22 protein-coding genes are annotated in these 21,467 nt (G+C 44.1%); 3 read left to right on the top strand and 19 right to left on the bottom strand.

Annotated elements, in window-relative coordinates:
* The first annotated feature begins 49 nt into the window (after positions 1 to 49).
* Together MESINF_RS03320 and MESINF_RS03315 are read left to right on the top strand one after the other, a co-directional pair.
* Positions 50 to 286, top strand: coding sequence for a DUF1659 domain-containing protein (locus MESINF_RS03320; RefSeq protein WP_169698531.1), 237 nt, complete (start codon positions 50 to 52; stop codon positions 284 to 286).
* Between the two features lie 118 nt (positions 287 to 404).
* Positions 405 to 620: a DUF2922 domain-containing protein gene (locus MESINF_RS03315; RefSeq protein WP_169698530.1), complete on the top strand. Its 216-nt coding sequence runs from the start codon at positions 405 to 407 to the stop codon at positions 618 to 620.
* A gap of 56 nt (positions 621 to 676) precedes the next feature.
* On the opposite strand, the gene MESINF_RS03310 is transcribed toward MESINF_RS03315, so the two are convergent.
* On the bottom strand, positions 677 to 1,060 hold the full coding sequence (locus MESINF_RS03310; protein WP_169698529.1) for a four helix bundle protein: 384 nt from the start codon (positions 1,058 to 1,060) through the stop codon (positions 677 to 679).
* 113 nt (positions 1,061 to 1,173) lie between these two features.
* Here MESINF_RS03310 and MESINF_RS03305 point away from each other — a divergent pair, with 113 nt between their 5' ends.
* On the top strand, positions 1,174 to 1,416 hold the full coding sequence (locus MESINF_RS03305) for a hypothetical protein (protein WP_169698528.1): 243 nt from the start codon (positions 1,174 to 1,176) through the stop codon (positions 1,414 to 1,416).
* Between the two features lie 256 nt (positions 1,417 to 1,672).
* Here MESINF_RS03305 and MESINF_RS03300 read toward each other — a convergent pair whose 3' ends face one another.
* The 18 genes from MESINF_RS03300 to MESINF_RS03215 all read right to left on the bottom strand — a co-directional run bounded on the left by MESINF_RS03300 (position 1,673) and on the right by MESINF_RS03215 (position 21,038).
* Complete coding sequence (locus MESINF_RS03300) at positions 1,673 to 2,410, bottom strand: transposase (RefSeq protein ID WP_169698527.1); 738 nt, start codon at positions 2,408 to 2,410, stop codon at positions 1,673 to 1,675.
* Positions 2,411 to 2,601: 191 nt separating this feature from the next.
* Positions 2,602 to 3,921: a Coenzyme F420 hydrogenase/dehydrogenase, beta subunit C-terminal domain gene (locus tag MESINF_RS03295; protein WP_169698526.1), complete on the bottom strand. Its 1,320-nt coding sequence runs from the start codon at positions 3,919 to 3,921 to the stop codon at positions 2,602 to 2,604.
* A gap of 112 nt (positions 3,922 to 4,033) precedes the next feature.
* A complete protein-coding gene (locus MESINF_RS03290) occupies positions 4,034 to 5,461 on the bottom strand; it encodes a lipopolysaccharide biosynthesis protein (RefSeq protein ID WP_169698525.1) in 1,428 nt (475 codons plus the stop codon).
* Positions 5,458 to 6,603, bottom strand: coding sequence for a polysaccharide pyruvyl transferase family protein (locus MESINF_RS03285; protein WP_169698524.1), 1,146 nt, complete (start codon positions 6,601 to 6,603; stop codon positions 5,458 to 5,460). The genes MESINF_RS03290 and MESINF_RS03285 overlap by 4 nt, the downstream gene beginning before the upstream one ends.
* Positions 6,604 to 6,675: 72 nt before the next feature.
* Complete coding sequence (locus tag MESINF_RS03280) at positions 6,676 to 7,887, bottom strand: glycosyltransferase (RefSeq protein WP_169698523.1); 1,212 nt, start codon at positions 7,885 to 7,887, stop codon at positions 6,676 to 6,678.
* 22 nt (positions 7,888 to 7,909) lie between these two features.
* The gene (locus tag MESINF_RS03275) at positions 7,910 to 8,956 is read right to left on the bottom strand and encodes an EpsG family protein (protein WP_169698522.1); all 1,047 of its coding nucleotides are present in this window, start codon (positions 8,954 to 8,956) and stop codon (positions 7,910 to 7,912) included.
* 9 nt (positions 8,957 to 8,965) lie between these two features.
* The gene (locus MESINF_RS03270; RefSeq protein ID WP_169698521.1) at positions 8,966 to 10,354 is read right to left on the bottom strand and encodes a glycosyltransferase family protein; all 1,389 of its coding nucleotides are present in this window, start codon (positions 10,352 to 10,354) and stop codon (positions 8,966 to 8,968) included.
* The gene (locus tag MESINF_RS03265) at positions 10,317 to 11,084 is read right to left on the bottom strand and encodes a glycosyltransferase family A protein (RefSeq protein WP_169698520.1); all 768 of its coding nucleotides are present in this window, start codon (positions 11,082 to 11,084) and stop codon (positions 10,317 to 10,319) included. The genes MESINF_RS03270 and MESINF_RS03265 overlap by 38 nt, the downstream gene beginning before the upstream one ends.
* A gap of 60 nt (positions 11,085 to 11,144) precedes the next feature.
* Positions 11,145 to 12,272, bottom strand: coding sequence for a non-hydrolyzing UDP-N-acetylglucosamine 2-epimerase (gene wecB, locus MESINF_RS03260; RefSeq protein ID WP_169698519.1), 1,128 nt, complete (start codon positions 12,270 to 12,272; stop codon positions 11,145 to 11,147).
* Between the two features lie 16 nt (positions 12,273 to 12,288).
* Positions 12,289 to 13,143, bottom strand: coding sequence for an SDR family oxidoreductase (locus tag MESINF_RS03255; RefSeq protein ID WP_169698518.1), 855 nt, complete (start codon positions 13,141 to 13,143; stop codon positions 12,289 to 12,291).
* A 17-nt stretch (positions 13,144 to 13,160) separates the two neighbouring features.
* Complete coding sequence (locus MESINF_RS03250) at positions 13,161 to 14,198, bottom strand: polysaccharide biosynthesis protein (RefSeq protein WP_169698517.1); 1,038 nt, start codon at positions 14,196 to 14,198, stop codon at positions 13,161 to 13,163.
* A gap of 86 nt (positions 14,199 to 14,284) precedes the next feature.
* Positions 14,285 to 15,514 carry a glycosyltransferase family 4 protein gene (locus tag MESINF_RS03245; RefSeq protein ID WP_169698516.1) on the bottom strand — a complete coding sequence of 410 codons (1,230 nt, stop codon included), beginning with the start codon at positions 15,512 to 15,514 and terminating at the stop codon, positions 14,285 to 14,287.
* A gap of 18 nt (positions 15,515 to 15,532) precedes the next feature.
* Positions 15,533 to 16,177 carry an acetyltransferase gene (locus MESINF_RS03240; protein WP_169700795.1) on the bottom strand — a complete coding sequence of 215 codons (645 nt, stop codon included), beginning with the start codon at positions 16,175 to 16,177 and terminating at the stop codon, positions 15,533 to 15,535.
* Positions 16,161 to 17,264: a LegC family aminotransferase gene (locus MESINF_RS03235; protein WP_169698515.1), complete on the bottom strand. Its 1,104-nt coding sequence runs from the start codon at positions 17,262 to 17,264 to the stop codon at positions 16,161 to 16,163. Before MESINF_RS03235 ends, MESINF_RS03240 begins: the two co-directional genes overlap by 17 nt.
* Before the next feature lie 9 nt (positions 17,265 to 17,273).
* A complete protein-coding gene (locus tag MESINF_RS03230) occupies positions 17,274 to 18,245 on the bottom strand; it encodes an NAD-dependent 4,6-dehydratase LegB (protein ID WP_169698514.1) in 972 nt (323 codons plus the stop codon).
* Positions 18,242 to 18,946 carry a sugar phosphate nucleotidyltransferase gene (locus MESINF_RS03225; RefSeq protein WP_169698513.1) on the bottom strand — a complete coding sequence of 235 codons (705 nt, stop codon included), beginning with the start codon at positions 18,944 to 18,946 and terminating at the stop codon, positions 18,242 to 18,244. Before MESINF_RS03225 ends, MESINF_RS03230 begins: the two co-directional genes overlap by 4 nt.
* Positions 18,946 to 19,755 carry an NAD-dependent epimerase/dehydratase family protein gene (locus tag MESINF_RS03220; RefSeq protein ID WP_169698512.1) on the bottom strand — a complete coding sequence of 270 codons (810 nt, stop codon included), beginning with the start codon at positions 19,753 to 19,755 and terminating at the stop codon, positions 18,946 to 18,948. The genes MESINF_RS03225 and MESINF_RS03220 overlap by 1 nt, the downstream gene beginning before the upstream one ends.
* Entirely contained in the window at positions 19,755 to 21,038 is a 1,284-nt protein-coding gene (locus MESINF_RS03215; RefSeq protein ID WP_169698511.1) for a sugar transferase, read from the bottom strand. The genes MESINF_RS03220 and MESINF_RS03215 overlap by 1 nt, the downstream gene beginning before the upstream one ends.
* Positions 21,039 to 21,467: the final 429 nt, after the last annotated feature.

Raw genomic sequence — 21,467 nt, 5'->3', positions numbered from 1 at the left:
TCTAACCTCTAACCCTTCTCCTCTAACCTCTAAAAAAAGGAGGTCCGATATGGGACTTGGAGCAACGGCAAACGTGATAGGAACCGAGAAATCCCTGGTGATCGTGTGGGACACCGGTGTGCTGGAGGGAGACAAACCCGTGCTGTCGAGGCAGACCCTGAAGGTCGATTCGGCCATCACGCCGCAGGAGGCGTACGACGCCGCCTACAACATAGCCAGCCTCACAGACTACACCATAAGCAACATCTACCTGGTCACGCAGGAAATACTCTCACCCATCGACTGAGAATGGACGAGAGGTAAGAGGTAAGAGGTAAGAGGTAAGAGGTAAGAAGATCAAGATCTGAGAACCTTCTCGCCTCTCGCCTCCGGCCACTAACCTCTCACGAAAGGAGGCACGCAAGATGAGAGTCTTGAACATGAGATGGTACAACGCGAGCGCTGAAACAGGCAAATCGAAGGGCTTCAACCTCAAAGAACCGAAAGAGGGGCTCACCACGGAGACCGTACAGAGCGTTATGAACAACCTCATAACCCTCAAAGTCATACCCGCCACTCACGCCGTAGATTACGCCGCCGTGGTGGACACCCAGAAAAACGAACTCTTCAACCTCTTGTGAGGTGTGAGGCAAGAGGTATGAGGTAAGAAAGGGCGGGGTTCACCTCCCCGCCCCCCTTACTTAGATTTGGAAGATTTTTTTAGCTGAGATTTCAGAGAATAAATCAATCCATTCAGGAGCCTGTTGACTTCATTGGCATTATCAATAATCGGCTTGCTGGAATCGCTCGAGATATAACCCAGATTGATACTGATTTCAAGCTGTGTGGAAAGCTCCATAAGAGAACCTCTAGAAGTGTAAAGAAACCTTATCAAATCTTTCGTGGACTCTCTTCCAAAGCCTTCAGCGATATTTGAAGGAATAGAAACGGCAGCTCTCTGCATTTGCGAAACAAGACCGAAACGCTCATGATCGGGAAAGAGTTTTGTGAGTTTATAGATTTCTGTGGTCAGATTCATCGAAGATTTCCACAACGCAAGATTCCTGAAATTGCCAAACATCTTAACCTCCTATGAGAATGACTGTGATGCTCTATTATAGCTCTTGATCTTCACACCTCTAACCTCTAACCTCTCACCTCTATAAAACTCGAATACAGAAAGGAGGTAACCCCGTGAATTGGCTCGAAGAACTGCTGAATCTCATCGCTCTCTTCGCCAGCTACGTCGAACACCCGGGAGACGGCCCGGCCAAGAAAGAGCAAGTGAAACAGATGATAAAAGACGCGCTGCCCGAGGAACAATGGAAGATCGACCCGGAATTCTTCGACTTCATCCTGGATATCTCGATAGACGTAGTGGTCATGTTCCTCAAAAAGGGATTCTGGAAAAGCGCAATGAAAGTATTGGCGAAGTGAGGGCTGCAAAATGACACACAGAGCGAGAGACCGACCAGGCGAATAGAAACGGAAAGACCTTGCGTGTCATCCCGTAATGCTTCTATACGGGATCTCGTTCTTCTCGTTCGTCTCTAAACAGAGGTAAGAGGAATGAGGTCAGAGGTAAGAAGATCAAGGTCCCGTTCTTCACACCTCTCACCTCTGTCCTCTGGCCTCAGGTTCTCCAAGGACGGGTTCACGCTCCGGGACGCCGGACGATGGACGGCTCCTAAAGCTACTCCTTCCTCGGTCTCCCCCTCGGCTTCCTGCTAAGTGGAACCCCGAGCTCCTTCTCAAGACCGGCCACAAGTTCCTCGGCAAACAACGGCTTTCCAGAAAACGTATTTCCCCTGATTCTGATGAGAAAATCATCTTCATCGGGGAAACCGAGATACTCTCTCCAGCCTTCCACATTCCAGTTAAGATCCAGATCCTTCAGCGAGCAAAGCTGAATGCTCCTATAAGAAGTAACTGAAGTCTGAGAAGATAAATCATTTCCCTCGCCTTTAGTGGCAGTTTCTATCTCCGCATTAAATCTCACATGCTCCCTAGCGCTCGACCATTCATACTCCCAGGGAAGCTCTACCATCCTAGCCCTCACTGGATTCCTCTCAACATACCTCAAAGCCTCCAGGGCATGTTCAAAATGCAAAGGGCATGAATAAAACCTTCCCTGCCATAGATGACCCGATCTCCTGTTCTTCCTGTTGAAGTAGCTAGAATACCTCATATTAGCGTATTTGAAAGTCATCGCGAGCGAATCTTCCTTAACGGGAGCGGCTATGAAGTGAACATGATTGCTCATAAGGCAATAAGCGTAGATCTTCATTCCGTACTTCTCTGAATACTCCCTTATGAACTCGACATACTTCCTTTTATCGGAATCATCTTCAAAGACATTCTGCCTGTAATTGCCTCTCTGGGTGATATGATGAACCACACCCTCAAAGACAACCCTTGCTCTCCTGGGCATCCGATCACCTCACAAACGAAAAACTGACGAAAACAGCGAAAATAGGAACCGACGGGCTCCTCGGAGGCGAAAATAGGGACTGACGATTCCCCTAACGTCTGTACCGTTTTTCGCCACCGTTTTTCGCATCGGCTCCGTCCCCGTCATCCCGTAATGGTTTTATATGGGATCTCGCTCTAATTCAACTCAGATTATACCAAAAAATGGAGTCTGTCCCTAATTTTTCTAATTTTTCGTTTCTTCAAAACACGCTTCGCTTTTGAGAGTACTCTTGAAGCAAATGATTTTCTGTATAGTCTGTCATATTCCAGAAGTAGCGGTTTCATCTCGGTTTTGAATACTTCGAAATCATCCGCTTTCAATGCCTTTTCGAATGCAGAATGCGATTTCTCTGCCAATTGCATTCTGAGAACAGTTATCTTCTTATATCTTTCATCAATACCATCCTTCTTCGGTTCTACTCGCTTTCTTGGATACCACTCGCCTTGTTCCTCAGCTAAAACGAGTCTATAAGCCAAAAGATCCCTTCTATGCCTGAAGCCTCCCTCTTGTGATTCAATTATCTTCTCTGGCGGTATCGAATCGAGCCTGAGCGCTCCACTCTTAATACCGGAGTCAACTAGCTCTTGAATAACCGGATTTCGTACTACAACAACATTTGTGCCCTTGCTGTCGTCTACATATTCAGGAAGCCAAGCATCACCTATTGAAACGTCCGCTGTTTCGCTCACTACATCATCACAGAAATCGCATGCTCTGGGCTTGAAGAAACCATAGCCCCAATTATATCCATAGAAGCTGCTCGCTCTTTCAGCCAAAATTTCGGCTTTTCTGTCCTTTTCTCCTCTAATCTCTATACCGTAATTGCTGGCAGGACCCGATGAAAATTTCTGTCTGAAATCTATAGCGCGAAGTTCATCAGGCTTTATACCTTTTTGCCATGCTAGCATATCCGCAAATCGTTTCGATTTCAAATGGCCACAAACCAAACCAACAAAGAATAGTATTCTGTCTGCAATTTCATCATCATTCTCACAAAGAAGACGCGCTGCTTTCACAAAGCACGGAACCCCAACGAAAGCATACTTCTTCTGACTTTTTCTTACTTCCCTGAGAACTCCAGAGAACTCAACAGGGTAATATCGTGACTTGGCTCCTTTCTTCAGGTCTTCAATACTATTCGAAATGCCGTATTCAAACAGAACACCCTTTCCAGAAGAAGGTTTGACATGGATTACGCCGTCAACCAGATTCTCGCTCAGAAACCTAGAAAGTACCCATGTTCCAAAGCCGCCGGAACTCCCTCCTTCTCTAAAGGAATCCTCAGCAACATAACCTGCGTAAGTGGACAAATAGAAGCCGATAAATTCATTTTCTCTGATACCCTTGGTTGCTGCAAATATGGTCTTCGCGATCTCTGTCTCACTGCGATCACTGAAGAAAGGACAGACGTTGTTAATCTCGCTTTCTGATGACGCGAAATCGGGCTCATACATTCCTCTGGCGTTCAATACGTTACTTCCCACCGAATTTGATTGACTAACGCAAGCGCCACAACCTATGCAATATCCACCGTTTATGACCTTTTCTCTAAGATCCCTGTAAGAACACGTGTTCATAAAATCACCTCAAGTCCTTCCTCCTGCGTTTTCCTGTAAGAACTGTCAGTAGTTTTTTCAGCATTGCTTTCAGTGTTCTCTTTTCCAGTATCAAAAATGAAAGCAGACAAATCGACTGAATAACAGTACCTGTAATGCCGAAATACGCCATCATAAGAGACACAACTACTAGAGTAATACCTAGAGACAATCTCGTCCAGTTTATCGTAACTGTGAAGTATTTTCTTGTCTCAATCAACCGAGCAATCCACATTACAAAAAACGCTATTGCAGTTGAAATTGAGGCAGCTTGAATACCAATTATCGGAATCAAGAGAAGATTGACACCGATATTCGCTGCAGCTCCGATACCCGATGTCCTGAAAGCTCCACCTGTCTTTTTTGCGGCAAGATAACCTACACCAAAGAACTGAGAGAAAGAATGAAAAACAGTACCGAGAATTAGAAAAGGAACGAATCTCCAGGATTCTTGAAAGCCCGTTCCAGTCATGAGAGTAACAAAGGGTTTGAGGACTATAGAGAAAAGGATAGTCCCGAGGAACATGAATGTGTAGAGTATCCTGAAGGTATTCGAATAGAACGTTTGTCTCTCGGGGCTATTGTACTGATCTATAGAAGAGATTTGCCATGCCTGGTAAAACACCGTATTTAGTATCGACAGAAGCATAGGAAACTTGTGAGCAACTGCGTATATCCCCGTAGAAGAGAAACCTAAGAAGAAAGCCAGCATGTATCTATCAGATGCACTCATTATCCACCATGCAAGAGCATTCGGTACAAGAGGGAGCGAGTATCTTGCCATCTCCTTAATTTGCATAACCCTTACGGCGGACACTATCACATACTTGCCAACCGATCCAAACAAAAAAAGAACTACCGTAGATACAGTCACCGCGATTATTTGAGAAAGCAAATACCCAATTACTCCCAACCTGAGAATAGCTACAAGAAGTATACCCATTGAAGCGAACACTGCCGTGTGGATAATATCGCTCATGGCAAATAGTTTAAGTTTCTGTTCTGCCCTGACAAGAACCTTTGTCACTCCGTGGATTATATCAAGATAGAACAAAATCAGGAAGGCAGCTAGAAGAGAACCGGAAACTCCGAAATGAATGAAGACAGGAATGAAAAGAAGGAGAAACAGAAATCCTGCTGTTCCGATAGTCAATGCCGAACTAAAAATAGCCTGCTTTTGTTCCATAGTTCCCTTGTCCAGAGTGAAGCGAAATACTGCCTCGACGATATTGAGAGTAACAAGAGGAAGCAAAAGAGAGATTGAGGTTGTTATGATGTCAATTTTTCCATAATCTGCCTGTGTCAGAACACGAGTAAAGACGGGGAGCATTAGGAAAACAATTGCTTTCGAACCGAATGTTCCTAGAGCGAAAATCATGGTATTTTTGCCTAGCGTTCTGTAATTACTATTCACTTTAGTCCTTCCAAAGCTTTTTCTAGAAAGTCTATCGAAGTAATTTTCTGCGTCTCAAACAGCTGTTCTATTCTACTGAAATCTGGTTTGAGATGAATGCTGCGCTTCTCGTGCATTTCGCTAACACTGTTAACAACAAAGTCCTGTATCCCAAGTCTGTGTCCTAGATCGAGAAGTCGGGTTGATCTCATTTTCTCAGAGTAATACGCAAGAAAGGGTTTATGAAACTTGAGAGAGAATAATGTTCCATGAAAAGAATCAGTATAAACAAAGGCCGCATTTTTAAGCATCTCCAGCCACTGAACGGGATCAAGATTATAGAATGTCTTGTCTGCGAAATCTGAAAACTCGAAATTCATTGTAGGAATCTTTATTGAGTATACTGGTAGCTTCCCGTATACACTTCTGATTTCTTCGATCACCTTAATGTGAGATCCAGATATTTCCTTTCCAAGAACATAAGTTAAAATATACTTCTCAGGATTCTTATGAGTTTTCAAGAGATAGGAAAAATCAAATAGAACTGTGGGATCAGCCACGATTTCGGCCTCTGAACCGGTTACTTTCCTCACAAATTCCTTGCTATGTTCGTTTCTAACCGAGATCGCATAGAAGTCATCTAAAGCTCTCTTTATGGTTTCCAGTTCTTCATTACTTACTTCACTTGTCGTAGAATCTGCAGCATAGCTAATCTTCCTACCCTCAAAGTCTTTTCCAAAATCCAGAAAGTAGTATGGTTTCTTCCTTTGGCTGGGATTCCAAACCTGGTCACTGCCGACAACAATTGCGTCATAATCTCTTAGAATTGAACTAAGAGAGTTTTCATCAACACGTTTGCTGAGTCTAGTTTCCCTCTCTCTAAAACTGTTCACCTTTGCAGTTATTTCTTTGCTATGTGTTCTCGCTATTTTCATTTTCCTGAGAATTGAAGCAAACTCGAATCTTCTTATGGAGTTCAGTAGCGTTCTTTTGCTTATCCCAAGTCTCTTGAAAATTCCTGTTGCAGCATAGTTTAGAGGTACAAAGTCTATTATTTCGGCTTCAAATCCTAGTTGTTCAAGGGTCTTCTGCAATGCGACCGCTTGTAGAACCCCACCGTAGTTATTCGAGTAATGGAAAGTGATTATCCCAATCCTAGCCATGGGCTCCTCCCAGATGAAAGCTTTTGCAAATATCGAAACTCAAATACAAGCATGTTTCCTATACTTGCTGATTCAAAGAGAAGATTCGAGTAGTCTTCTGTAGGTTTCTAGATATTTGTCTACCATTCTTCTCTTAGAATAAAGAGCCGACGCACTATGCGAAATATCGCTTCTATAACTAGATCTTCTCGACCAAGTTTTTATCACGACTTCTAAACTATCTATATCATCGTAATTTACAAATTCACTATAGTCTTTCATAGCGATCTCTTCGGGGCCACCAGCCCTGAAACCTACAACGGGCGTACCGCAACACAAAGATTCAGCAGTGACTAAAGAAAACGTTTCACGCTTGCTCGTTAATAGAGTTAGATCAGCAAGCGAATAGTATTCACTGAGCTCCAACAGGTTCGAAGTGTGCATTACTGGTATGACGTTGGCTGGTAAATTACCTTTTCTTAGATTGTATCCGACTATTATGAACTTGTACAGTTTACTATCAAGCCTCCTGGCTAATTCTAATACATATTGGCCTCCTTTTGAAGGATTTGAAAATGCTGGCGTAACATGCAGGATAACTTTCTGATCATCAATTTTGTGCAGTTTCTTTAATCTTTCTGTCGCCACGGGACGAAATACATCGGTATCTACCCCATTCCAAATAACAGTGACTGGCAATTCCTCAAAAATTGGCGACAACCTTGCTCTTTTCGCTAGCCATTCTGACACCGCAATAATGGCAAGCTTTTCAAAGCCTGATAGTGACTGCTTCATTCTCTGCCATTCCTCAGCTGTCCTGTCTAGAATTAATGAGGTAGTGGCTTCTTTGAGATTTGGGCATTTTCCACAGCCTGTCCTCCACTTGTCGCAATCATAAGAATGTCCACAGTTTCCTGTAAACATGAATTCTGCATGAAGTGTCAGAACGGTTCTGATATTGCCTTCTTTCAAGAAATCAAAGAGCTTATGAATGTTAATAAACCATCCATTTAGGCAATGCACATGAACAATGTCAGGCTTAAGAAACTTAATTAGGCTAATGGCTTTTCTGGTTGAGAAAAACGAGTACAAATACATTCTTCCAGTTAGTCTAGTCAACAGTGCGTGAAATTTCGCCTCAAATTCAGAAGATATCTTGAATACGTTTTCTTCCTTTGAGACTCTCTTCCTTCCGTAACATACAATAGAGTCATGGCCGTATCTCTTTAGTCCGTCATGAATCCAATGGACTATCATTCCAGTACTTCCTCTTCTATATACAACATTCAGTTGCAGAACACGCATAGGCGTTACCCTCCAATTCTGCCTACCAGAAAGCTTTATAAGGCGAGGTGTTAAGCATTCCAGAAGAATAAAGGAATTGAAAATACATAAATCCGAAAATCAGAATTACCACTAAAAGGATGTGCCTTTCTCTTCTTGTAGGTTGATTGACTATTACTTCCGGAATGAGAAGAACACTGAACCACCAGAAGTAATATCCTGCTCTCATTGCTACTGGAGATAGAGATGCAAACAACTGTATGAAGACTGCTATAAGCAGAAAATTTCTTAAAGTATTACTTTCCAGATTCTCAGTACTGCTCCTCCCGATAAACATAGTAAACATGAAAAGCAAAAGCATAACAAGCAACAAACTGTATGAATCAGATGCTTCATAGTAAATTGCAGATGTATATCTACGTGTAATCGTCATTTGGATTACCGAGAAAACGAATCCTCTTCCAAGAAATATAATAAGAAAAACTGTGATTACTAGCAGGAAATGACGCTTCTTGATGCCCAGCCGACTAAGAGGATACGCGATCAAGAAAACAAGTGCGGAATAGTGGATTGAAGCAGCAAGGATCATTAGAAGTACAAATAACACTGGGCGCCTGCTTCTTATGAAGCCGTATGAAGCAAAACACAAAGCAATTGCTAAAGACTGACGAATTCCAGAAAATGTGAAACCATAGAAACCCATTGCGAAAAAGAGAAATAGTGACAACATAGGCATTTTGGAGTATTTATAGATGATATAGATAATAGTAGCTAATATACAGACTGAAAGAACTCCCAGAAATACTTGCGTGTTTTCTGTGAACAGAGAAATTATCTTGATAAACAGCAGGAAACCGCTCTCGAAGTTAGTAATTGCACTTAGCGTAGACAAGTTACCAAACTTGGCTATAGTGAATATCTTGATGTACGATCTCGTATCTATACCAACTTCTACACTTCTAAACGCTTGGATTAGTACAAAAGCAATCAGTACGAGTATTACCAAGTACTTTTTTGATAATCTGCTGGATACCAAATCAAAAATCGTAAAGAATGTTAAAGAGGCGATTAAAACATAGTATACTGCCATTAACTCTCCTCATTCGCGCCAGAGGTTTTTGCTTCTTGTTGAAAGTACTTTTCTGGAGTCAGACTTTATTACAGTGTCTACAATACTCTTGAATCTGTCACAATTTGCTAGTGGATTATGATTCTTCTTTGCCAAATTAAGTGCATTAAATGACAGGAATCTTTGTAAGGTAACATCTCTTAACAATGATTTGAGCGATGGTTCGATTTCGTTCTTCTCGGTTATTACTAAAGCGGCCCTGTTTCTCAGAAGATACTCAATTGAAGCAATTTGCACGGGCCCATAAGCTATGACGCATTTTCCGCTGGAAAGATAATCAGCAATTTTTGTAGAAAAAGCGTGTCTCAGGTCTCGCTTGGTCGTTTTTGAGAAGTCTTCCACATGAAGCAGAAAATCGCTTTGCGCTATCACTTCTTGAACTTGCTGGTATCCTATCGATCCATGAAATTTCAATCCCTTAGAATCAAAGCGGTTCAGATCTATGCTTGTTTTGCTATACACATCAACATAAAGCCTAGGATCGATCTTAACCAGTTCTTCACAAAAGTCTATCAGAGGCACATGCCTTCTGTTTCCCAAATTACCTATGAAAGAAATCCTGAAATGCGTGTTGTCTTTTTTTCTAAACGTCGGCTCTATTCGACTGGAGGTATAGATAACTTCAGAAGGAGTTTCAAAGAAATCATCGAAATCCTCCTTTAAGAGTTCACAACTATATATTACATATGAAGCGTTTTCGATCGCTTCACGAAAAACTCTCACAAAAGCCTTCCTATTCATCCAGTAGCAGGGGTTCAAAGAAAACCTCTTTTTCAGGAAATAATCTTCACTGTTGTATATTATTAGCGGTATACCTTTTCTTCTCGAAACATCAAGTGCAATCTTCAGCGAGAACACATAATCTCCTGCCTGATAGAGTACGACCTCGGGATCGAATAAATCAATCCATCTATTTAGCAGGGAAAGCCTTTTTGATCCAAGTCTCCATATTAGATTTCTTGCTATATATCCGATTGAAGTTTTTTTCTTACCAAAGGTGTGCAAAACTTTTTCAATTCGACTGCTACTGGACTTTCTTGTCTGAGATCCGCTTGAACATTCGATCTCTTTACCGGCATCTTCAGAAAATATAGTGGCCTTTAATACTTCCATATCAGTGACTCTAAAGAATTTTGAGCATACATCAGTGTCAGGAATTTCTGATGCGAAGAAAATCTGAGCTAAAGAATCTTTCCTCCAGCACCAAAAAAAACCCTCTAGCGTTCTACCATTTGAACTACCTGAAGAAAGACTGTTATGACTGATAATCAGTGTACGATAATTGTCTCTTTTCTCCATGGGTTTCATCACATCCAAAGTGTCATTTAAGCATTCCCTTACTGATTCTTCTGCTATCAAAAACCCCCCTCATTAAACAAAGTAAACCTTTCGTGAGACCAATCGAATTCTCAAATTTTCTTCTTTTGCTTAACATGAAATATACGCCGTAGCACACAGCAGTTATTCTTCCAAGACATACAGCAGTGACAATACCTCTATGATAAAAATAGCATTCATCATAGCCTTTGAACCAGCTTGATGATTCTTGCTTAACAGTGCCAATTTCACTGGGAAAGAAAAATATCTTCAAGCCATTTTTCAAGCATTCAATCAAGAAAAGGTTCTCTTCACCGAATGGATAATTGCTCCCAGCTCCAAACTGTTCGTTGAACTTCACTCCCTTTCTGACTATTGAGTCCCGCTTGAAAGCTATCTGAACGGAGCTAATTCTTAGCGAACTGAATCTATTGACTGATTTGATCCTGTTCCAATATTTCTTTCCTTTTCTAGCTATCTTAAAAGCAATAATGTCAGCTTCGCGAATCGAATCAAACGCATTCGTTATGATTGCCTCATAATTATCAACCAAAATCTCATCGTCATCGCAAAGCAAGCATATTTCACCATGGGCACTCATTATTGCCTTATTCCTACTTCTTGATAAGCCTTTTTCTGTAGTGTTTATTAGTCTCACCACATTCCCGTTATTAGTAACTTCCAGTTCGCTATTGCTGTCTGTTTGGTTTATTAATAGGGCATCAGTGTTTATATTGGTTCTTTGAATAATTGACATATCCTTTTGATTCATACATGAAAGCAAAACTTCTACTCTGCTCAGTTGTATTCACCTATCCCTTCTCTTTTTCTTCTAGTACTGTTTATAAGTTAATTGACAGATGATCTCAAAGAAGCTTTGAATTATCTTCAAAACTTTTAGTGACACATTCCTATCCAGATAATCCGGCGACAAAGGAGCTCTTTCTTCGTTGTCGAAGCTTTCTTTTGCGATTCTTATTGCGTTTACTACTCCTCTGGCTTTTATTCCACCAATAACTATCGAGCCTTTGTCAAGCACTTCCGGTCTCTCTGTGCTCGTTCTGAAGAGGACTGCGGGGAATCCAAGAATAGATGATTCTTCGCTGAGAGTTCCACTGTCTGAGAGAACGCAATAGGCTTTCTTCTGGAGCTTGTTGTAGTCGAAGAAGCCGAAGGGTTTTAGATTGGTTATGAGTGGATTGAATTTGACTCCCTTCTCTTCTATCTTCTTCCAGCTCCTGGGATGGGTCGAGTAGATCAACGGTAGTTTGAACTCTTCGGCTACTGTGTTCAGCGTGTTCGCTACTTCGTTGAAGTTCTTCTCTATATCCAGGTTCTCTTCTCTGTGGGCGCTTACAAGGATATACTTTCCCTCTTCAAGGTTCAGTCTTTCAAGAGCATCGCTGTTGTCTATTTTATCCATGTAGTGATATAACACTTCAGGCATTGGAGAGCCGGTGACGAAGATATGCTCCTTTCTGAAGCCTTCGGAGAGGAGATATCTCCTGCTGTGCTCTGTGTATGGAAGATTTATATCGCTTATATGATCGACTATCTTTCTATTTATCTCTTCGGGAACATTCTGATCGAAGCATCTATTTCCCGCTTCCATGTGGAATATAGGGATCTTCAGTCTCTTCGCGGGAATAGCGCTAAGAGCGCTATTGGTATCTCCAAGAATGAGAAGCGCTTCTGGCTTCTCTTTCAGAAGGACTTCATAAGCGGCGCTGATAATATTCCCCATCGTCTCGCCAAGATGCTTTCCCGGGACGTTGAGAAAATAATCCGGCTTTCTTATCTCGAGCTCCTGAAAGAAGATCTCGTTCAACGTATAATCCCAGTTCTGACCTGTATGAACGAGAATGTGATCGAAGTATTTATCGAACTTTTTTATGATCTCGGCCAACCTGATAATCTCAGGCCTGGTTCCAACAATTGTCATTACCTTTGTTTTGGTCATCGTACTCTCCAGAGCTCTATAGGTTGTAGTGAGGGTAATAGTCTTTGTGATTTCTTATCCATTCTGCCATCTCTGATATCATTGTCTCATAGTCGGGAATAGTATATTCAAAGTTAAATCTCGTTCTCTTCAGTGATTTATCTGCAACGAATCCATCGAAAGGCTCGATATTTAGTTCGTTGTTTCTCATATATTTGTTGAATAGCTTGAGCAAGTCATATTTACTTATTGGTTCGCTGTAAACCATATTGTACAAACCGCTCGCTCTTTTCTTGGCTGCCTGTTCCATCGCTTTGGCAAGTTCAAGAGTTGTAAGTCCTGTCCACATCGCTTTCGTATAGCCCATTATTGTCCCCTTCTGTTTCATGAACCAGTTGAAAAGACCTATTCCATTTTCGTTCATATCCGGTCCGACAATCGAGTTTCTAAGAGTGATGTTCTTCTCGTCTTCTAGTTCCCCTAGAGCTTTGGTTCGATCGTAGAAAGTCTCTCCGTCTCTTAGATCCGATTCTGTATAACCACCTTTCTTTCCAGAGAAAACGCAGTCCGTGCTCATGTGTATGATCTGTGTACTCATGTTCTTAGTTACTTCCGCAAGGAAGTGGGGAAGATATGAGTTCAAAAATACTGCGAGCTCTCTATTCTGATCCGCAAATTGATTCAAAATGCCGATGCAGTTAATGACTGAATCGAATCGACCTTGATTCAGTATGCCACGAATAAATTCGATGTTTCTTGCATCTCCAATGACAAATTCGCAATGCTGCCCCTTTACACGATCGAATCCAATAACATCGTGTCCCCTTTCAAATAGGTAGGTCGATATTGTATGCCCGGCCATTCCGGCTGCTCCAAGTACGAGAAACCTCATCTTAGTCTCCTTTTACCTTACCTTATTTTATCTCTAGTAGAACGCCATTTTTCCAATTCGATCTGGACCTCTTCCAATGATAGCAGGAGCTTCTTCAGTTCTTCTAGGCTTAATCGTTCTGTGTTATGAGATGTGTAGGGTTCAATGTTATCAACCATGAGTTGACCCTTTTCGAAGTACTTCGAGTAATTCAGATCTCTCGTGTCTGCCGGGACTCTGTAATAGCCTCCGAGGTCTTCTGCCACGACTTTCTCTTCGGAAGTCAGGAGGCTTTCGTATATCTTCTCCCCGTGGCGTGTGCCGATTATCTGGATCTTGTTGTCTGCTTCGAAGATATCTATTAGGGCTTCGGCGAGAGTCTTTATCGTTGCAGCCGGGGCTTTCTGGACGAAGATATCTCCCTGGTTGCCATTCTTGAAAGCGTAGAGAACCAGATCAACCGCATCGTCAAGGCTCATCATGAAGCGTGTCATGTTCGGGTTGGTGATCGTAAGAGGTTTTCCGGCTTTGATCTGTTCGATAAATAGAGGGATAACCGAACCCCTGGAGGCCATGACGTTGCCGTATCTCGTGCCGCAGAGCACTGTCTTGTTCTCCGAGATCGTTCTGGATTTGGCGACCATAACCTTCTCCATGAGGGCTTTGGTCATGCCCATGGCGTTTATTGGATAGACTGCCTTATCCGTGCTGAGAACGATTACTTTCTTCACGCCGTTGGCTATCGCGGCGTTTAGGGTGTTTTCGGTTCCGAGGATGTTTGTTTTAACAGCCTCGAGCGGAAAGAACTCGCAGGAGGGAACTTGTTTCAGCGCCGCGGCGCTGAAAACGAAATCCACTCCTCTGAGAGCAGATTCGATGCTGTTGTAATCGCGCACATCTCCTATATAGAACTTGAGCTTGTCGTTGTTGTAGAGTTTCCGCATATCGTCCTGCTTCTTTTCGTCACGACTGAATATGCGGATCTCGCTTATCTCTGTCTGAAGGAAACGCCTGACAACTGCGTTTCCAAAAGAGCCGGTACCACCGGTGACTAAAAGGGTTTTGTTTTTGAACAAAAGGCAACCTCCTTTTTCCAAACTAATCTCAGAGAGCTATTAGCAAGCCATTACTGAGTAGTGATCCAGTAGCTTCTAGATTTCTTCTAGCTATTACTGCTCTCCGTAATTACGTTATCAAGTCGCTTAAATAGAGTGTTCCTGTCATATAGGGTTACCGCTATCCTTTTTGCGTTTTCACACATATTATGATACTTTGTCCAATTATTTATTAGTTCAAGAATTCTTCTTGCTCCTTCGACCGGAGAATCGGGAGGTAGGAGAATACCTGCATCATTCTCCATAAGAACTTCGGATTGCCAACCTCCATAGTTTATCACAATGGGTTTTGAAGCAGCGAGTGCATCAAAGAATTTATTTGCTGAGTTAGCCCATAAGACTTCCTTATTGATAACAAAAGAAGTGTGAATTGTTGCTGCTTTCATAGCACAAATAACTCTATTTTTGGGCATAGGAGGGAATACAAACAGATTTCTGTCAAACACTTTCAAAGACTTCGCGTATCCTATTACTTCTTCTCTCTCTCGGCCATCACCAATGATAACAAATGCAACTTTTTGACTATGTTTTATTGCTTCTGCGGCTAGTTCGACCATATATTTCAGGCCATTTACCATGCCGATTGTACCAGCATAAAGTACAACTTTTCTTTCTCTGAAAATAGGATATTCCTCTTGAAACTTCTCTAATTCTACGCTGCTTACACTATCAAAAATCTCATTATCCGAAGCATTTGGAATTACCACAATCTTGTCTGCAGGTATTCCTTTACCAACTATGTTGTTCTTCATATCAAAAGAAAGAGCAATTATCCTTTTCGCGAATTTGTAAGCTTTCATTTCCAGCCTTCTTGAGAGCCATTTCAATATCGGATTCTTAATAATCCCTAATTCAATAGGTACATCTGGCCAAATATCTCTTACTTCAAAAATCATGGGGATCTTCTTTGTCTTGGATATCCTTAATGCTGGATAAGCTACTGTAAGCGGGGTGCTAGTTGCGAACACACAGTCGCAGCTCACTTTCATTCCCAACCGTGTTGCTTTTCTTGCAAAAGAAGAGAAGGAAGTCAATCTCTTTCCAAAAGATGTTCTATTGTTAACTGATTCATTGATAACCAGGACTCTTATTCCATCAACACTTGTTTCTCTTATTTCATCTTCACCTTCTCTGAAAAGGAGTTGAAGATTAGAATTTGAAGTAAGCATAGTCACTTCATGACCAGATTGTACAAGCCTTCTTGCAAATTCATACGACCTCGTTCCACTAGAGTTTGAAAGAGTTGCAAAATATTGGTGTATATATAGTATATGCATTTTTCCTCCTAATAAATCTCAACTCAAATCTCTCGCCGGTACTCCCATTACTTTTTTATTGTCTTGTATTGTATTAACTACAACACTGCCTGCGCCGACGATGACCCTAGATCCTATTTCTATTCCGTGTATCACGGACGCTCCAGTTCCTATATGAGAACTAGAACCTATTTTGACTGAGCCGCTCAAGGTAACCCCCGGAGCTATATGAACATGGTCTCCAATCATGCAATCGTGGTCTATGACTGCCCCGGTGTTTATGATACAGTTTTTGCCGATCTTTGTTCCAGGGTTTATTATCGCCCCCGGCATTATTACCGTGCCTTCTTCTATTTCAACCGATTCGTCAACTATTGCGTCTTTAGAGATAATTACCGGGATCTCGAATCCTGTCTGTTTGAGCATTTCAAAGAGTCTTATCCTGTTATCTGGATTACCCACGCTTCCAAGAGTTACGAAGGCGTATTTTATACCTTTATCATGTAACTCTTCCAGTTGGTCATCCGTGTATCTGGTCTCTATTCCCAGTACTTCTTTACCGAGGTTTTCTTTCAGATCAGAGATACCTGCGATGTTGAATGTATCAAGCTTTTTTATTATGGAGATCACTACTTTGCAGTGACCTCCGCCGCCGACAAGAATGATGTCAGGCTTCAATGACATCAACGATGCTCCTTGCCACAAACTCCGCCTGCTCTTCGCTGTTGAGTGTGGAGCTTGGCAGATTCAGGCCTTTTTCGTACAGTTCGTATGAGTTGGGGTATTCTTCTTTTTTGTATTTCTCGTATGGCGGGAATTCAGTTATCGGGACGAATATCCTTCTGGTGGGTATTCCCTTTTCTTTTAGCTCCTTCTGGATCTGGGGGAGGTCTTTTGTCGGGTGGTTTATCTTGATAGACGATAGCCACCAGGAGCTTATAGAATCTGGATATTCCTCTTGGAACTCTATTCCCTTTACGCCTGTGAGTATCTCTCTGTATATTTCCATGTATCTTCTCTTTTTCTGGAGGAAGTCGGGCAGTCTTTCGAACTGGGCAAGGCCGAGAGAGGCTTCGAGGTTGGTCATGCGGTAGTTGAAGCCGATCTCGGGGTGGTAGTAGCCCTTGCTTTCGTCCCTGGCTTGGTTGACAAGGAATTTCATGTGGTCGGCCAGTTTTTCGTCGTTGGTGGTTATCATTCCGCCACCGCCTGTGGTGATGACTTTGTTTCCGTTGAAGGAGAAGCAGGCCATAGAGCCGAAGGTGCCGGTCCTTCTTCCGTGGACGGAGGCTCCGAGGCTTTCGGTCGCGTCTTCTATTATGGGAATTCCGTGTCTTTGAGAGATCTCCGTTATCGCGTCCATATCGCAGGGATTGCCGTATATGTGGACGGGGAGTATGGCCTTCGTCTTTTTCGTTATCGCCCTCTCCACCAGCTCAGGTATCATGTTCCAGCTGGAGGGATCTATATCCACAAATACCGGTGTGGCTCCCACGTAGGTCACCGGGTTGACCGAGGCGATGAAGGTGATGAGTGGAACGATCACTTCGTCTCCCGGGCCTATGCCCAGCTCGTGAAGGGCGAGGTGGATGGCCGCCGTGCCGCTCTGGGTAGAGACGGCCCGTTTTGTGCCGACGTACCGGGCGAATCTGGCTTCGAATTCGGGGATGAACGGTCCGGCCGTCGAGACAAACGTAGAGTCGACGCATTTGAGCAGGTATTGCTTTTCGAGTTCTCCGAGGTTTGGTGCATCGAGGAATATCGTATCCATCTTTATCACCTACACGTTATATATGTCGGGTTTATAGTGTTCCATGTGGTTTTCCAGCCAGGCTATCGTTTCTTTGAGGCCCTCCTCGAGAGTGTGTCTGGGCTCCCAGCCGGTCAGCTCTTTTGCTTTGGAGCTGTCGCAGAGGAGCCTTTCGACCTCGCTCTTTTCGGGCCTTATCCTTTGGTCGTCTATCTCTATTTTGAGCTCTCTGTTCATGAGGCTCGCGATAAGTTGCGCGAGGTCTTTTATGGATATTTCTCTGTTAGAGCCGAGGTTTATCACCTCTCCCGTGCTTGCCTCGTGAAGACCGACGTGCCAGAAGCCCTCGCAGGTGTTGAGCACGTAGTTCATGTCTCTGGTGGCCTCGAGGTTGCCGAGCTTTATGCTCTTCTTTCCCGTCAATAACTGAGAGATGATCGTAGGGATCACGGCCCTGGCCGACTGTCTCGGGCCGAATGTATTGAACGGCCTTATTACGGATACGGGCAGGCCGAAGGAGCGGTAAAAGGTCAGCGCAAGCTGGTCGGCTCCCGATTTCGTCGCCGCGTAGGGGGACTGCGGGTTGACGGGGTGTTTCTCGTCTATCGGGACGTACTGGGCCGTGCCGTATATTTCGCTAGTGGACGTGTGGATGACTTTCTGTGTGCTGAGCTCTCTTGCCGCCTGCAATACGTTGTATGTTCCCTCTACGTTCGTTTTTATATATGCCAGAGGCGAGACGTACGAGTAGGGGATTCCGATCAGCGCAGCCAGGTGAAAGACGACGTCTATATTTTTCATCGCGTCTTTGACTGAGTCGAAGTCTCTTATATCTCCTGTGTAGACTTCTATTTTATCTCTGTAAGGCGATTCTTCGAGCCAGCCCCAGTTGTTTTTGGAGTTGTAGCGGACGAAGGCTTTAACCTGGAAGCCCTTCTGGACAAGATATTCTGCTAGATGCGAGCCTATGAAGCCTCCGGCTCCGGTCACGAGAGCTTTCAAGTGATCTCCTCTCCCCTTTCCGTCAGTGCCATGTAGTCTTCCATCCTCCCCACGTCGTGCCACCTTCCCCTGTGGATGTGGACGGCCAGTTTCATTCCGTTGTCCTTCATTATACCCCACAGGGTCGGCATGTCTATGTGCTGGTTGCGGGGAATGTTGTTCTTTATATAGCCTATCACTTTTTTCGAGACGCCGTAGATGCCGCCGTTTATTATGTATTTGAGCTTCGGTTTCTCTTCCCAGCCTATCAGTTCGGAGGAGCCGTTCATCTGGAGCACGCCGAAATCGACCGGGATCTGTTTTTCTATTCCCGTGAGGACGAGGTCGTACCGGGAGAGCATTTCATTTATCGTCCGGTAATCGACGTCGCAGATTAGGTCGCCGTTGGAGACGAGGATCTTGTCGTCGAAGTCCTCCGGGAGGAGTGCGAGCGAGCCGGCCGTGCCTGTGATTTCGACTTCTTCTATGTAGGTTATCCTGACGCCGTATCTGGAGCCGTCGCGCAGGAAGGATTTGACTATCTCTTTTTTGTAGTTGACCGAGACGAAGATCTCAGTGATGCCCGAGTCTCTCATGTGCTCTATTATGAACTGGATGATCGGTTTGTCTCCCACCGGGAGCAGCGGTTTGGGAATAGCCGAGGTCAGGGGCCTGAGTCTCTTGCCCTGTCCTCCGGCCATGATGAAGCCGAATTTGAACATTATTTGCCACTCCTGCCCAGTATCCACTGGTAGGTCAGGGCCAGGCCTTCTTCGAGGCTGACTTTCGGCTCCCAGCCGAGCTCTTTTTTTATTCTTGTTATATCTGCCACGGCGTAGTCGTACTCCTCGCGGAGCTTGGTCGCGTCGAAGATTACGTCGCAGCTCCCGCCCGTGACTTCCTGGGCTTTGACTATTAGCTGGCTTATAGAGGTCGGCACGCCAGAGCCGACGTTAAAGACGTTTATTCCCTTCGGGTCTTTTTCGAGGACGAGTTTTACGAGGTCTATGAGGTCGGATATGTAGAAGAAGTCGCGGACTTTCTCCGAGTCTCCTATGTTTACGGTGCCTTCGGTCGCTATCTTTTCGAGGACTGTCGGGACGACATAGGGCGAGAGCTGGTACGGGCCGTAGGGGTTGAAGAGTCTGAGGACAGTGAGGTCGAGCGAGTAGCGATTCGCCAGATAGACGAGGATGTCCTCGAGCATTGCCGATCTCGTGCCGACGAAGTTCTTTGGGCAGACGATGTCGTCTTCGCTGAAGAGCTTCTTCTTAGGGCTGTACACTCCATAAGATGAGAGATAGATTAACGTCTTGAGCCTTCCCATCTGGGCGGCCATATGTAAGACGTCCCCGAGCGAGCCGATATCCGTGAATTCCCCGATATACTCAAAGCCTATTATGTAAGGATTCTCGGGATCAAAGGCCGTGAAGTGCGAGTGTTTCAATTGCTCGGTATATCTTATTTTGAAGGCTCTTTCGAGGTGAGGCGTCAGCCATTTCTCTACGTTCGATATAAGGACTTCACTCATTATTTAGCTCCCCTTCTAAAGATCATGGTTTCGGCCGTGCGGAGCATTGTAGCCAGATACAGCCTGAAATCCATGTTCTTGACATAATAAAGATCGTATGAAAGCCTTCTGGCGAAGGTATCGTATTCAAGTTTGTCCACGTACCGATAGAGCACCTGCGCGTGTCCGGTGATTCCGGGCATTATCTTAGTTCTGTATCTGTAGAAGGGGATCACCTTCGTGCAGTACTCGTAGGTCGAGGGTATGTCCGGTCTTGGGCCGACTATGCTCATATTGCCTATGAAGACGCTCAGGAGCTGCGGGATTTCGTTCAGTCTGGTCATTCTGAGCAGTTTGCCGCTCTTTGTGAGGGTTGGACTGCCTTCGCCTTCTTTCGGGTCGTCCATGGTGCGGAATTTATAGACTTTGAAGATTTTTGCGTTTATACCGTGTCTGGGCTGGCTGTAAAAGACCGGCCTGCCGTCCCGGATAAGTATATATATTATGCAAAAGAGTATAAAGGGGGAGAACATGACGAGCAGCGCAGAGGAGAAGACGATGTCCAATACTCTTATTCGCCTTGAGAATCTCGCCTGAGAGAAGACTACCTGGTAGTAGTCTCTGAAAATGGTGATCATCTCGACGGGGATTCTATGGAGGACGTTTTCGACTATCGTAGGCAGGTATTCGATTTCTACGTTCTTAGTCATCGCGTCATTGAGGACAGATTCGACGTCTCTAGCCAGCTTTGGATCCCCGATAAGTATGGCGTCGTAGGGCCGGGTCGCTTCTATCTCCATGGCCGCAATGAGGGTGACAGGGGAGGGGTTGAGGTAGGAGTAGATCTGTATCTTGTTCATCGAGGCCTTTCTAACTTCTTCCAGTATGGGCGAGAGCTCTTCTTCCTTTCCTATCACGAGGTATCTCTTCGGGGGCAGGTGTTTTATGGTGTATCTCATCAACATGCAACCAATAAACGGGAATATGAAGATGGAGATAACGGCAGTGACTGCCATGGTAAATCTGGGTAGTCTCGCGCTAAAGAAGAGTATCGGGATCATGGAGAAGAGCGTTCCCAGAATGGTTCCCGAAAGGTAAGAGACAAAGCACGAGTTCATAGATGAGGTCATAGAGTTGTCGAAGCCCCTGAAGGCGTATATGCCGAGCATTATGGCCGTGTTAAGTATGAGAGCTTGAAAGATGTAACCGACGGTCCAGGTTAGGGTAAGCGACTGAGTGAAAAACAGGGAGGCATAAAGGAGAGTTGCTATCATGTATTTGAAGCCAGCAAGTCTTCTGAGCATACTGCCCCGCCTCACTTCCTTAGTTTAATCGATTGTTTCATAATAAAGTGCGTGTTCGTTTGACCTAATGTACTTGCAAGGCGAAAAAGATAACATGCGCTTAATTCGATGTTCGGCGATAACGTCGATTTGCTTCATCGATAACGTCGATTTGCTTCATCTTGTTAACATAAATAACCTTATTTCAAATGCATTTCATGTACGTCTATAACCGTCCAGGCCCATTTGTGGGTTTATGCTTCTAATTATATTAAGTTTTCGTATGCCAGTCAAGATAAGGAGATTAGGAGAAATGTAAAATTTTAAGAGATCGTGGGAGGTGAGAGGCGAGAGGTTAGAGGTGGGAAGAGCGAAGAGCCGTCCTTCGTCCTTCGTCCCGGAGCGTGGACCCGTCCTTTGGAAGAGCGGAACCAGAGGAGAGAGGGCGAG

Origin of the sequence: Mesotoga infera, assembly GCF_900157305.1 — a bacterium.
In the GTDB taxonomy this organism is placed as follows: Bacteria; Thermotogota; Thermotogae; order Petrotogales; family Kosmotogaceae; genus Mesotoga; species Mesotoga infera.
This window is presented reverse-complemented; position numbering and strand designations above follow the sequence as displayed.